This window comes from Mycobacterium sp. TH-M82 (assembly GCF_057473605.1).
The window spans coordinates 19,259-31,966 of sequence record NZ_JBYCKY010000905.1 but is presented as its reverse complement, the minus strand read 5'-3'; the positions used below and the strand labels follow the sequence as shown (position 1 = coordinate 31,966).

Sequence of the window (12,708 nt, the reverse complement as noted above, 5' to 3'; positions counted from 1 at the left end):
ACATCACATCGGCCCGTTCACGCTGGCACACTGGACGATCATCTGTGCGAGCTGTGGGTCAATCCCGTTGCCTTCGAGACGCGAGATCTCCGCCATCGAGGAACTCCCGTTGTTGCGAATGTTCCGGGAGACTTCTTGTCCGATCGTGTTGTAGACAAGCTGCTTTGCCTGAGGTGGTTCCGGGTTCAAGTGCTGTCTACTCAACAGGATGCAGTTCATGTAGCTATTCATGTCCGCCGCCGCAGGGCTTGCGAGGACTCCCGACACGAGCCCACAGAGCATCATCACGAGAGGAAGCGTTTTCTTCATCTGTTCACCTCCTTTCGCGGTCCGTTCTCGAGACCATCTCAACTGACATCCGAACTCTCGACCACACTTTTCGTGAATATCGTGGTGAACATCGTTGGTTGCACCGCTACCGCCGTCGGTTTTCCATCTCGACGCAGCGCCGCTCACCGTAGGCTTTGGCCATGTCTTCACGTCGTTATCCCGGCGCGGTGATTGTCAGCGTTGTCGCCGCTGGCATAGCCGCGACGGGATGTACCAAGAGCGCCGGACCTGCTGCAGGGACCAGCAGCGGCGTGGACGGCACCACCTCATCGAGCCTTGCGGGCATAACGAAGGTTCTCCAGTTCGAGGAAAGTTCACATGAGGGTGCCGCGGCCGGATGATCACTGGGGGTCGCCGGAGGCTTCGCCGCTGCCGTGGTCTTCACCCGCCGGCCGGCGACCGAAGAGCGGCAAACAGGAGTGGATGCTCGTGGGGGCGGCGGCATTTGCGGTAGCTATCGCCGTCTCGGTCATGGTGACCATCGTCGTTGTCAGGCATTCCTCGCCGCCGCGTCCAGGCCTGGCTAGTGCTAGAGACTCCGCACCGATCAGCGTCATCACCGAAGAACCCACCTGCGGGGGGTGGAGTAGCGTTGCCCATCCCTTGGCGGCCAGCGAGAAAGCCTCTGGCTGGCACGACAGAGACAAATCCATCCCGGCATCTGCCTGGAGTGCGCAGTTGAGCGCCCAATATCGGGCCGCCGGCACGGCAATACGTGAGGCCGCCGATAAGACTGGGATGCTGGCCAGGCAAACCCCGCACCGGGTGGTTCGGGAACTCTACGAGCAGCTGATCGCCTACTGGCGCGCTTACGCAGACCGAATCCCGCAGTACACCTCACCTGATGATCTGCTGTTGCGTGTTACCTATTCGGCTGGCAACGCGATTTTTGCCATCTGCGATGCGATTCGCCACGGGGCGGCCGCACTGCGCGGACCGCTGGTCACCGCGGCGGCCCCACCGACGAACGCGTCACCGCACACGGACGATCCGGCCAACCCGCAGCGATTCCTTCGCGCCAGCAACTCGATATGCGCGGACTTCACCTCGGTGTTTGCTCACTTCAATGACGCCGCCGCGGCGTGGCATGACACGGATGAGGACATCCCCGCGAGCCAGTGGAGCCCGCAACAGAGGGCCCTCAATGACGGCATCCGGCCGGCGATGAGCGCCGTCGACGACGAATTAGACCGATTGGGTCGGCGTAGCGGCAATCCGGTGATGGAAGACTTCGCGGTGCTCACCGCGGTGTATGGCCGCGCCTATGTTGAAGCGCTTCCAACATATGTGGTGGCTGACCACTACCTGTACGACGTCACCGCCCAGGGCACCAGCCTCATCTCGACGGGCTGCAAAGCAGTCTAGGGTAACGCACAGTTACTCACATCGGGATGTAAAGGCAAGGCAGGCAAGGTGCTTGGCTTCGTGATCAGTGCAGTGTCGCGGCGTGTCACGCGCCGGCTCCCGGCACCGGTGAAACGGGTATGCGTGGCGGCCATGGCATGGCTGGCCTTGGTCGTGGCTGCGTGCACGCCTCCTGATCGCAGCGCCGAGGTGCGCCACCTTCAGGCCGAGATCGCCAAAATGCCGGGCGTTGATGACGTTAATCCACTATATACCAACGATTTTGAGAACGGCGCCCAGTTGAATCTGGTAGTCGCGATGCCGAAGGCAAGCGAGGAACAGATCGCGGCGGTGGCCTCACGTATCACCCGCATCAAAGGCGGGGATTTCAACGGCTACCGCCAGTCCACCACCTTCGTCATTGGCGACCGAGTCGAGGTAAAACGCGGCGCAGAGCTCAACCCCGCCCAGATCGCCGGTGACACACATCAGTTACGACAACTCAGGACCCGTGTGCCAGAGGCGTCGATCCTGTGGTCACGTGACAGTGCCACGGTGCGCCTTGAAGTATCAGATATCGACCACACCAACGACGTCTTGAGCGCAGTGTTGGCCACTGTGCAGCCCGAACCGATGACCGTCTATATCCGTTCGGCCGAGCCGACCAAATTCCCCACCTGGGAAGTCGGTATCCCAATCACCGCCGAGCAGCGCGCAAACATCGACGCCCTGATATCGCGGCTGGCACTGCCGATCTATTACGTGCGGGTCGACGACGCCAGAATCACCGCGCTCTCGGTTTACATCACAGACCCTGCTACGGCCTACCGCGACCTCAAATCAGTCATTTCCACCATAGCGCCCACCAAACAGCACCCGCTACAACTGCAATGGCACCTCATGGTAGAGCCCGATAATTTCCACCAGTTCACCGGAGATCTTCAAGTGCCTGACTGCCGCGACGACAGTGGATCGCCGAAACCCCAAGCCCCTCTGGGCAATCAGACGGCAGAGGCGGCTCAATTGCAGCGGCAACTAGCCAGCGACTTTCACGACTGTAGATAGGCACCAGCGTGTCGTCTCATGAGGTGGTCCACTCGCCGGAGGGTCGTCGTGTCCGATGCTGAAGTAGACGGGCCACACCCCGCGGCCCCCGGGGCCACCATAGGGGCGGTTTTCTGGCACGTCGTGGGCCGCCTCGCGGTCGGCGCCCTTGGCCTGATGTTCATCGCCCTATTTTTCGGGGCAGGCCTAGTCGCCTACCAAGATCTGACTGGGCCGCACTGCGATGGACACCGGATGGGCCCGGCCGACACCTGCTCGGTGCTGACCTCCCGCGGGTACCGGTCGATAAGAACGATCGAGAAGTTGAACCGGGCAGGCACCGATCCAGCGGTGCTGACCGCGCCGGTGAACTGGCATGCAACACAGGAAAATATCCACCAGGGCGTGTACTCGCCGGCGAGCATGCGGGATTTTCACCGCAACACCGGCTACACCATGTTGGGCGGCGCGTTACTGATCGCACTGATGTTGGGGTCATGGGCGTACAAGGCCGCCAAAGCACGGTCATCGGCACCACGACGGCTCTGACGGCGCTATCACGACCGAGCCCGCCTCGGGCTGAGGTCGGTCGCTGCGGCAATAACGAGCGAGTTGCAGAGCTCGTCGGAAGTATCCGGCAGTCCCCCTAAACCCGCGCCCCCGCGCGACCGACGCCGAACGAAGCCTCGCCGAGAAATACGCAAGCCAAGAGCGAGGCGTCATAGTGTGGCGCTCGGCAGTAATGCCGCTCCCGCTCGACCGGATTAGGCGTAAGTCATGCTTAAGGACATGCCGAAAAAATCACTAGAGGCACAGACCCAGCCAGAAACCGGCTCCGGTGAGCGCGTCCTCGGTACGTGGCAAGCCGCCGGACTGAGCGTTGCGGTGATTGTGTCTGCGGCGCAGTACGGACTGGGCGCGCTGCTCGGTGCAGCGGTCATGGTCCCGGTCATCTACGCCTTGGCGCGACTGCGCCGCTATGCACCCCATGCGCGCAACACCGCCGAATTGGTTGGTGCCACACTGGGCCCGAAGGCGGGGACTGCAGCCGGCACCGTTCAACTGCTCGCCTATGTGGTGCTGACAGCGAAGTTCGCCACCGCCCTCGGATCGCTGCTGCTGCTGCAGTTTTCATCCGGTGAAGACCCTGCCGAGAACTTTTCGTGGTTACCGGTCGCCGCGGCGGGGACCGCGGTCGTCGTTGGCGCCATTGTCTGTTGGGCGTCGACTCGGGTCATCGCGTCGCTGGTGGCGCCGCTCGTGATCGCCGGGTTGCTCATCTCCGTCTACCTTGCGGTGGCAGTCACTGCGCGCGTCGCCGCAGGCAGTGACCCCGTTGTCATCGGGACGGCCGCTACCCAGGGCCGGCTGTCTGGTCAGTTAGTCGGCTTCGGACTGGGGATGGTGGGCGTTGAACTCATCACGGTCCGAAGCGCGCGCGTAGCCAGGCCGGGGCGATCCATGTCGCTGGCGGTCGCGGTAGTGGCCGCGGCGGCGCTGGTGTTGTGGGTGGGTGATCACCAGGGGGTGGTGGGGCCGTGGCGATGGAGTGCCAAACTCCTGGGCGAAGCTGTGCCGGAGTTCTATGCCGAAGCGGGTCGGACGTGGATGACTATCACCGGCGTCGCTGTCGGGGTGGCCGCTGCGTTGGCCTCGGGGTGGGCAGTGGTGCGCGTCGCCGCGGACCTGGCGGTAACGCGCCAGGCGCGGCCGAACACCATCGCGCGAGTGGTGCTGATGGCGCTTGTCGCGGTGACGGCTGCCGTCTTGTCGGCGCACGGTGCGCGCTGGATCGGGTTGGTCATTCTCGGCGCGGCGCCCCTGCTGCTGATGGCGCTGTATGTGTTTGTCACAGAAGCTAATTCGCGAGTCCCCGGCGACAGCGTGGTGGCCTGGTGGGTGCGGCTGGTGATGCCCGCGGTGGCCGCGGTGGCGGTGGTCAAACCGCTGGTGGACTCCGAGTTCGCCGCGGTCGAGGTGGCGACGGTGGCCGCCGCGGCGATCGGGGTGGGCGCGGCGGGCGCGGCGGCGGCGCTGCTGGCGCGGCCCCGCGACCGCACCGCGAAATCTGAGTAGTCTTACGGATCCCGCGAACGGTCCGCTGCCGCAGGCTTATTGGCATGACCGTTCCCAACAGCATGTCGAAAACCACCGCCGCCTTCTTCGTCCAGGCCGCCGTTGCATTCGCGATCAGCTTCGTGGCCGCGCTCGGCGGAATCTATTTCCTGCCGCTTGACCCCTGGCCGCGATTGTTCCTCGGGGTCACCTTCCTCTTTCTGGTGTCGAGCGCGTTCACCCTGGCCAAGGTGATCCGCGACCAGCAGGAGGCCGCAACCGTTCGGGTGCGGCTCGATGAGGCCCGCATCGAAAGGCTGCTGGCCGACTACGACCCGCTCAACGCCGCGGGCTGAGTAGAACTACTCAGCCTTGTCGCGTAGAAGTGCGCAGGCCCGCGCCCGCGCCACCGGCGATGCTTTCCTCATCGCACGATTCCTGCTCCACCACAACGCTCCGCAGTCACAGCACAGAAGGGCAATTCCGCTCCCATGACCACTCTTGTCCGGTTTCCAGACGTCGCCGAGGTGGCCGCGAGTACGCCGGCCGATCGCGACCGCGTCCTGGACGTCATCCGCATCACGTCGCTGGTCGGCGTGGTGCTCGGCCATACCGTGATGGCGGCCAGCATCATCCGCAATAACGTTTTGATCTGGGACAACCTGCTCACCACCTCGGCGCTGTTTCAGGCGATGACGTGGCTGTTGCAGATCATGCCGCTGTTCTTCTTCGCCGGCGCGGCGGCGTGCGTGTCCTCCTGGGCTCCGGGCACCAATTGGGGTGACTGGCTGATGAGGCGCTGCACCAGGCTGTTCCGGCCGGTGTTTTACTACCTGGCGTTCTGGGCCGTGGTGCTGACGGTGCTGTATCGGGCGCTGCCGCGGCACATCTACGATCCGATCGCCGGCGTCAGCACGCAGCTGCTGTGGTTCCTGGGGGCTTACGTCCTGGTGCTGGCCGCCATGCCGCTGCTGCACCGCGTCAGCACGGCCGGGCGGCTGGCCGCCGGGGTGGCGGCGGTCTACGGGGCGATCGCGATGATCGACGTGATCCGGCTGCACTGGCCGGCGATGATGCCGTTGGGTTACCTCAACCTGGCCGTCTGGCTCATTCCCGCGATGTTCGGCGTGGCTTACCGTCGCGGGCTGCTCGGCGGCCGCGCCGCGCTGGCCGTCGCCGCCGTCTTCTTCGCCGTCGACGTCGCGCTGGTGCGCTGGGGGCCGTATCAGATCAGCATGGTCGGCACCGGTGACCATCATCTGTCCAACACCAGCCCGCCGTCGCTGCTGCTGGCCGGGCACGCAATCATCCTGAGCGCGTTGGCGATCGCGGCCGCACCGGCGATCGCGCGCTGGGCGCAGCGGCCGCGGGTGTGGTGGTGGACCGCCATCGGCAACTCGGGCGCGATGACGCTGTATCTGTGGCACATGCCGGTGCTGTTGGGTGTGCATCTGGTCTTCGATTTCTTTGGCTGCCCGCGCTTTCCGGGTGCGCAGGATTTCCTCGCCATCAGCTTCGCGCAGGTGTTCATCGTGATGGTCGCGGTGGCGGTGCTGTTCGTGGCGCTGCGGCCGCTGGAGAACAACCCGCTGTCCGGCTGGGACGGTGCGCCCGCGGTGACGTCGCGGTGGCGCGGCGCGGCCATCGGCGCCCTGCTGTGCACGTCCGGCGTGGCGCTGCTCGCGGCGATCAGGTGGGGGCTCAAGGACGACGGCCTGGCGTGCATGGCCGTGGTGGTGAGCGCGCTGGTGAGTGCGCGAATCCTGGCCACACTCCCGGTGCGACACCGCCTCGCAACGCGGTAGCCCAAGATCGTTGGCCCGCGGGGTAAGTGTGGTTATCCGGCCGCCCCGCGGGTCACGGCTCTTCGTCCAGGCCGTGCTCGATGGCGTAGCGTGCCAGCTCCACCCGATTGGCGACCTGGAGCTTGCGGAAGGTCGCCTGCACATGGTTTTCCACCGTGCGGTGGCTCAACGACAGCTTCTGGGCGATCTGCTTGGCGGACAGCCCTTTTGCCACGTAGCGCAACACCTCTGTTTCGCGTTCGGTGAGGCTGGGGCGGGCGGGCCCGTCGTCCGTGCTGTCCTTGCTCTGTGCGATGCGCCGGTATTCGCCCAGCACCAGCCCGGCCAGGCTCGGGGTGAACACGGCCCGCCCGGCTGCGGTGGCGGTAACCGCCTGTGCCAGTTCGGCTTTCGAGGCGCTCTTGACCAGGTATCCCGTCGCGCCGGCTTTGACCGCCTCCAGGACGTCGTCGCGTTCGTCGGAGGCTGACAGCACCAGCACCCGCGACGAGGGGGAGACCGCGAGCACCGCGGCGGTCGCCTGGGCACCGTCGCCGTCGGTCAGCTGCATGTCCATCACCACCACGTCGGGCTTGACCACGGCGGCCCGCCGTCCCGCGGCGGCCACGCCGTCGGCGGTGGCGACCACGGTGAAGCCACCTTCGGCCAGGTCGCGCGCGACGGCGTCACGCCAGATCGGATGGTCGTCGACCACCATCACCGTGGTCGGCGTCTCGTCATCCGCCATGGCGTCCCTGTCCGCGTGGCACGCACAACTCCCACTCGGTGCCTTCCCCCGGCTCGCTGTGCAATTCGGCGCTGCCACCCAGCGCCGTGAGGCGCCCCACGATCGATTGGGCGATGCCAAGGCGCCCCTGACGCGTCGCTTCCTCGAGCCGGCCGGCGGCAATACCCACGCCGTCGTCGCGGACGCTGACCACGACGGAATCGCCGAGGTCCTCCACGAGCACGAAGGCGTGCGCATCCGGACCGGCATGGCCGACCACGTTGTCCAGCGCGTTGCCCACCGCGGCATCCAGTTCGGTTGCCGCCCAACGTCCCAACGGCACCGCAGTGCCCGGCAGGCTGAACGACACCCGATCGGACTCCCGGCACCGCAGCAGCGCGCGCAGGTCGATCGTCGCGCTGTCGGCGTCGGGATCGACGTCCGCGCACGCCAGCCAGCGCCGCAACGCGCGCTCCTGCTCGCTGGCCAGGTCGGCGAGTTCGGCTGTCGGGCCGCCGATCTCGTGCCCCTTCTTGGCGACCAGCGCCAGCACCTGGATGGCGCCGTCGTGGACCTGGCGGGATAACCGGTCGCGTTCTTGCACCGCGGCCGTCAACTGCGCCGCGCGTTGCAGCTCGTCGTGCGCGCGGCGCGCGGTCTGCGCGGCCATCCCGATGGCCATGCCGATCGCCAGTTCGATGATGACGGTGGCGTTGTGCCCGAGGTTGAGCGCGAGGTAGTTCTTGACGGCGAAATTGGTGGCCATCACCGCCAGGCCCGTCAGCATGCCGCCCGCGGGGCCGAACTGTATGGCGGCCGAAATCGTGGGATTGCTGGCCCACAACGTCGTCGGCCAGGTCTGGTTGTCGGCCGCCCAGTGCGGGCTCGCGACGAGGTTGTTCGACCACATCAGCAAGACGACGACCGCCAGCTCGGCGAGCACCCACGCCGGTTTGCGGCCGAAGCCCCGCAGATAGGCGATCGCGCAGGCCGCGCTCCAGCCGATCAGCGCGGCGAACAGCACCCAACCCAGCACGGGCCGAACCAGATCCGGGTTGATCGCGATTTGAAAGCCGGTGGCGTAGATGCAGCTCAGCAGGCGGAACACTTGCGCCGCGCGCCACAGCGGCGTGGTGGGATCGGGGCCGTGATTCGCCATCGTGGTCAGCATAAAGGCGCTGGGTCCCGCGGCGGACCGGGCAAACATCAGTCGATTGTTGCGTCGGTGGCGGTCGATGCGAAGCTCTTGGTGGTGACGGTGCCGTCGCTGTGGTTGCTGGTAACGGTGCAGCGGGTGCTGGTCGCGTCGACTGCGCAGGTGCCGGACCAGACGCTGCTGGTGTAGGTCAGGCTGCTGCCTGCGGGCAGCGGGATGAATCCGGCGGCACCGGTGGGTTCGCGGGTGACGCCGTCGGGTCCTACGCGCTGGGTGCTGAGGAACTCTTCGCGCGTGGTCTTCGAAAAGCCACTTGGGGCCGTGGTCGTGATCCGCACGAGGTTGTTGCCTTCGGCGGAGCCGTGTAGCTCGCCTAGGCATTCGATGTAGGCGAACATGCCGCGGGAGATGACCACGATTCGGCACAGTTGGCCGCTGGGCGAGGTGAACTGTGCGCCGCCGCCGCCGTAGGTGTTGAAGGTCTGGAAGGGTTTCGGGTCGACGGGGTGGTAGCCGGTGTAGTTGGATGGATCTGCGGCAGCGGGAGGGGCTGTTAGGCCGGTAAGCGCAGTGGCCACGCCGGCGCAGAGTATGGCGCCCCGCAAGCCGATCAGGTTGCTGTTGTTGTTGCGCGGTTCGCGCTCGGTGATCTGTTTAGCCACAACATCATCCAATCAGTAGGTCTGGCTGACTTGGGGCAGGATCCGGAAGCCATGTGTGCCGTCGTGATAGAGGTTCTGGATTTCACAGGTGATCGAGTCGTCAGTGACGACGGCGCATATTGATGTGTTGAGGTCGTCGTCGCCGCGGTGTCCTCCGGGGACGACAATCTTCTGCCCAGGATTGAGTAGGTGGTAGCTGGCGGGGTCGACGGTTCTTTTCTCGGTCGGGCCGGCGTGGTAGGTCTCTTGCTCGTTGAGGTCGGTGTGGCTGAGCAAGGAGAAGACTTCGGTGTGCCCTGGGGGCGCGGGTCCCCGCGTGATCGGCGTCAAGGTGTCTTTGTCGTAGGGCCACTCGGATACCTTTGCGTAGTTCACCCCAGATGCCACGCCAGGGAGCGGCCCCCAGCAGTCGATTGCGGCGGCGTACTGGAACGAGTGTGGGCCGTCATAGATTCGGCAGCGGATTCCGGCGCGGGTGGCGAACTGAATTCCGTTCCAGCCGTAGGTCGAATAGGTGCGGTAGTCGTCGGTGTTGACGGACCGGTAGTCGTCGAAGTTGACCGGAGGGGGTAGCGGCGGGGCGGCGCAACATGCCGGCTTTTGGTGGCATGCCACGCTCGCGGCGCCGATGAGTATTGCTGAGACGGGGACGGCAAGCGCGCGCACTGCCGGCACCTCCTTCTTCTGTGTCATGTGCCCATCAAGTCGACGATGGACTGGCGAGCTCGCTGGGTCAGGCCTGGGAGATGGCGCCGGTGGTCTTGGCGACGATGTCGCTGGCTTGGCTGGTGGTGTCGAAGCCGCACCACAGGGTGTCGATGATGACGTTGTTGGCCAGCCCCAGGGCGCGTTGGCAGGTGAAACCTTCACCGCTGGCTTGGGTTTGGGTGCTGGTCAAGGTGGTGTCGGTGGCACGCAGCTCGCCGAAGTTCCATGTCACCGGGGCGTGGCTGTGCAGGACGACGGTGAGCGAGTGGTTTGCGCAGCCCGACCAGCGTGTTTTGGCTTGGCTGAAGAATTGTTGGGCTGAGTCGGCGTCGCGGAAGCTGATGAGGGCCTGGACCAGTGCGTGGCGGGCGCTCCCCGGTGTGGTTGCGTCGTCGAGGATTTGGCCTTGCATGGCGGTCCAGTTGGTGCCTTGGTAGGCGTTGGCTTCGGCTGGGAAGTAGGTGTCGAGGCAAGCCGGGGTGGAGATGGTGTCCTCGTCGTGCCACATGTGCGTGATCGGTGTGCGCACGGCCATGCCTGTGGTGTGCGCAGCGGTGTTGATGTCGTTTTCGCTGAGCAACAGGTCTGGCAGGTGTTGGGGCAGGATCGCCGGCGGTTGCCAGCGGCCGAGGTCTGCGGCGGCTGCGGGGTGGCCGGTGGTGGTGGCGGTGCAGCCGGTGAGCAGCAGGCATAGGGCGGTGGCGGCGAGGATTGCCCAGCGGCCGGTGGCGGTCAGCCGCGATGTACGGGTGCTGTGTTTTGGTGCGCTGTTTTCTGTGGTCTTCGCGGGTGGTCTTGAGGCGCTCATTCGGGCGGTTCTCCTTGCTGGGCCTGGTGGATACGGATGCAGACGCTACCAACAAAACCACAGTGGTGCAATGTTATGAACCATTGCGCTATGTTTTTTGCTGTGGTCTAATCCAAAGCATGCATGACAGCGCGGCAGCGTCCGAGGGCTTCACCCCTCGCCTTGGACAAACCCCGGCCGCCATACAGCGACCCACTGCGCACCCCGCAACCTCGCCTATCCCCGAAGGACAGCAGATGCCCCACCACGCGAACCCGCCGCTCAGCACCGCCCAGACCGCCCCGCCATCGGGCAATGCCGCGATGCGCAACGGCTACCAGCCTGCTGCGATGCCGCCCATGGGCCCCGGGCCCGGCGAGGAAGCCACCGTGGTGCTGCCGCGGCGGCCACTCGGATTCGCAGGCGGCCCTCCCCCGGTCCGGCCCCTGCCGCCGGCGCCGTCCTGGGGCGCCGGCCCGGGCTACCCTGCTGCGATCGCGGCGCCGCGCCACCAGCGGTTCCCCCTGTGGGCCCGGATCGGCGCCGCCGCCGCGGTCATAGTCGCCATAGTGGCCGCCGGAATCGTGATCAACGTCGCCAGCAGCCCCGATGACATGGGCAGCGTGGCAGTGACTCGCTCCCCCCGCCCGTCCTCGACGCAGGCCAGCCCGAGCCCAACGCGGCAAGCGGCGGCAACGGTGCCGTTGTCGGCGCTGCCCGGGCTGCTGCTGGATGTGGCGACCATCAGCAGCATCGAGGGCGCGACGAACATCGCGCCAACACCGGACGCCGGTAGCGACGACGTGGCCTACAGCGGCGTGAATACCGACCGGCCCGAATGCGGCGAGATCCAAATCCCCGCGCTCGAGTCCGAACTTGAGGGCACCGGTTGGGTAGGGATACGCACCCAGTCCCTGCAGGACCCGAAAGTCGTTGAGCACCTGGACAACAGCGCCGCGATCTACTTCACGACCGCCACGGCGGCCAGCGACTTCGTGGCCAAGCAGGCTGCGGCCTGGCCGAAATGCAACGGCGCCACCTTGCGCCTGCTCGAGCGGGGTCAACCAGACAGCATCTGGATGGCCAGCACGGTCGCCAACCGTGACGGCATGCTCAGCATCATCAACACCCAGGAAGGTGCGGGGGGCTGGCAGTGCCAACGGGCCATGACCGCCCGCAACAACATCGTCATCGATGTGCGCAGCTGCGGTAATAACCGCACCGATCAGGGCCTCAAGATCGCGACCCGGATGGCCGATCGTGTCAACCCCCGCTGACCAGACCCACCGTTGCTACTCGCGCGAGAAGAGAGGAGCGGCCATGGCTTGGATGCGCTTGGCGCCCAATGTCGTTCGGCTGATCCTGGTGCTGGTGTCCTCGGCGTTGATCACGCTGGTGGCCGGTTGCGCTGATGTCGTCAGCGGCACTGTGCGCGCGGCGCCGGACCTCAAACCGCGCCCGCTGGTCGGCGAAGTCATCAAGCAGGCGATGCTGACCGATGCTGAGTTGTCCCACGTGTTCGGTCAATCGTTCAAACTCGATGACAGTATGCCGCCGAAGTTCGGCGGCCCGGCGGAGATGTACTGGGACTGGCCGGACGCTTCACGCAGCGATTGCGCCTCGCTGGCGCACATCCTGATGGGCGAGGCCTACCGTAATGCGCAGGTGGTCAACGTTGCTCACGAACAGTGGTGGGCCGCCGATGTCGGCGAATTTCCCACGGTGATCGATCTCGTCGAGGGTGTGGTCGCGTTACCGAACACGGCGGCGGCCAATGCGTTGTTTGAGAAATTCGGTTCGCAGTGGTCGCGGTGCGCCGGTCAGCGCCTCGACAGCGGCCTGGGATTTCAGAATGAGATCACCGAGGTGCACGCCGGTGCTTCAGTCGTGGAAGCCACCGTGGAAGAGGTAGACCTGCACACGAAACTGCGGCGGGTGCGCGCGCTCGGTGTGCGGGGCAATTGCCTGGTGGAGGTCGAGGCGGTCTATTTCCGCGACGTGGCGCCCGCGCCAGGCAAGGACGCCAGCGATGTGGCCAGGGCGATGATGGGCAAAATCAGCGATCGAAGCTGACGCCCTGGTAGTAGCGACTACCATTCTCCCCATCGTTG

At 65.7% G+C, this 12,708-nt stretch carries 15 protein-coding genes; 8 read left to right on the top strand and 7 right to left on the bottom strand.

What is annotated here, in order from left to right; all coding sequences use genetic code 11:
- Positions 1-3: 3 nt before the first annotated feature.
- Both AC2VON_RS26490 and AC2VON_RS26485 read right to left on the bottom strand, forming a co-directional pair.
- A complete protein-coding gene (locus AC2VON_RS26490) occupies positions 4-309 on the bottom strand; it encodes a hypothetical protein (protein ID WP_036473583.1) in 306 nt (101 codons plus the stop codon).
- A gap of 362 nt (positions 310-671) precedes the next feature.
- Positions 672-983, bottom strand: coding sequence for a hypothetical protein (locus AC2VON_RS26485; RefSeq protein WP_139813802.1), 312 nt, complete (start codon positions 981-983; stop codon positions 672-674).
- Positions 984-1,008: 25 nt separating this feature from the next.
- Between AC2VON_RS26485 and AC2VON_RS26480 the strand changes: the two genes are divergently transcribed.
- The 6 genes from AC2VON_RS26480 to AC2VON_RS26455 all read left to right on the top strand — a co-directional run bounded on the left by AC2VON_RS26480 (position 1,009) and on the right by AC2VON_RS26455 (position 6,578).
- Positions 1,009-1,695, top strand: a complete 687-nt coding sequence (locus AC2VON_RS26480) for a hypothetical protein (RefSeq protein ID WP_139813801.1) — start codon at positions 1,009-1,011, stop codon at positions 1,693-1,695.
- Positions 1,696-1,755: 60 nt separating this feature from the next.
- Positions 1,756-2,739, top strand: a complete 984-nt coding sequence (locus tag AC2VON_RS26475; protein ID WP_139813800.1) for a hypothetical protein — start codon at positions 1,756-1,758, stop codon at positions 2,737-2,739.
- A gap of 48 nt (positions 2,740-2,787) precedes the next feature.
- Positions 2,788-3,267 carry a hypothetical protein gene (locus tag AC2VON_RS26470; protein ID WP_139813799.1) on the top strand — a complete coding sequence of 160 codons (480 nt, stop codon included), beginning with the start codon at positions 2,788-2,790 and terminating at the stop codon, positions 3,265-3,267.
- A 240-nt stretch (positions 3,268-3,507) separates the two neighbouring features.
- Positions 3,508-4,794, top strand: a complete 1,287-nt coding sequence (locus tag AC2VON_RS26465; protein ID WP_036473576.1) for a hypothetical protein — start codon at positions 3,508-3,510, stop codon at positions 4,792-4,794.
- A 44-nt stretch (positions 4,795-4,838) separates the two neighbouring features.
- Positions 4,839-5,129 carry a YiaA/YiaB family inner membrane protein gene (locus tag AC2VON_RS26460; RefSeq protein ID WP_036473574.1) on the top strand — a complete coding sequence of 97 codons (291 nt, stop codon included), beginning with the start codon at positions 4,839-4,841 and terminating at the stop codon, positions 5,127-5,129.
- 135 nt (positions 5,130-5,264) lie between these two features.
- Positions 5,265-6,578, top strand: a complete 1,314-nt coding sequence (locus AC2VON_RS26455) for an acyltransferase family protein (protein WP_051641691.1) — start codon at positions 5,265-5,267, stop codon at positions 6,576-6,578.
- 52 nt (positions 6,579-6,630) lie between these two features.
- Here the strand turns inward: AC2VON_RS26455 and AC2VON_RS26450 are convergent, their stop codons facing one another.
- From AC2VON_RS26450 to AC2VON_RS26430, 5 genes are read right to left on the bottom strand one after another with little or no spacing between them, the layout of a single operon-like run.
- On the bottom strand, positions 6,631-7,305 hold the full coding sequence (locus AC2VON_RS26450) for a response regulator (RefSeq protein ID WP_036473572.1): 675 nt from the start codon (positions 7,303-7,305) through the stop codon (positions 6,631-6,633).
- Positions 7,295-8,455, bottom strand: a complete 1,161-nt coding sequence (gene macS, locus AC2VON_RS26445; RefSeq protein WP_036474078.1) for a MacS family sensor histidine kinase — start codon at positions 8,453-8,455, stop codon at positions 7,295-7,297. Before macS ends, AC2VON_RS26450 begins: the two co-directional genes overlap by 11 nt.
- 35 nt (positions 8,456-8,490) lie before the next feature.
- Complete coding sequence (locus tag AC2VON_RS26440) at positions 8,491-9,102, bottom strand: hypothetical protein (protein WP_036473570.1); 612 nt, start codon at positions 9,100-9,102, stop codon at positions 8,491-8,493.
- A gap of 12 nt (positions 9,103-9,114) precedes the next feature.
- Positions 9,115-9,795: a hypothetical protein gene (locus tag AC2VON_RS26435; protein WP_036473568.1), complete on the bottom strand. Its 681-nt coding sequence runs from the start codon at positions 9,793-9,795 to the stop codon at positions 9,115-9,117.
- 40 nt (positions 9,796-9,835) lie between these two features.
- Positions 9,836-10,618 (bottom strand): sensor domain-containing protein, encoded by a 783-nt coding sequence (locus AC2VON_RS26430; protein WP_036473566.1) that lies wholly within the window; start codon positions 10,616-10,618, stop codon positions 9,836-9,838.
- A 236-nt stretch (positions 10,619-10,854) separates the two neighbouring features.
- Between AC2VON_RS26430 and AC2VON_RS26425 the strand changes: the two genes are divergently transcribed.
- Together AC2VON_RS26425 and AC2VON_RS26420 are read left to right on the top strand one after the other, a co-directional pair.
- Positions 10,855-11,874 (top strand): sensor domain-containing protein, encoded by a 1,020-nt coding sequence (locus tag AC2VON_RS26425; RefSeq protein ID WP_051641690.1) that lies wholly within the window; start codon positions 10,855-10,857, stop codon positions 11,872-11,874.
- Positions 11,875-12,025: 151 nt separating this feature from the next.
- Complete coding sequence (locus AC2VON_RS26420) at positions 12,026-12,670, top strand: sensor domain-containing protein (protein ID WP_486955448.1); 645 nt, start codon at positions 12,026-12,028, stop codon at positions 12,668-12,670.
- Positions 12,671-12,708: the final 38 nt, after the last annotated feature.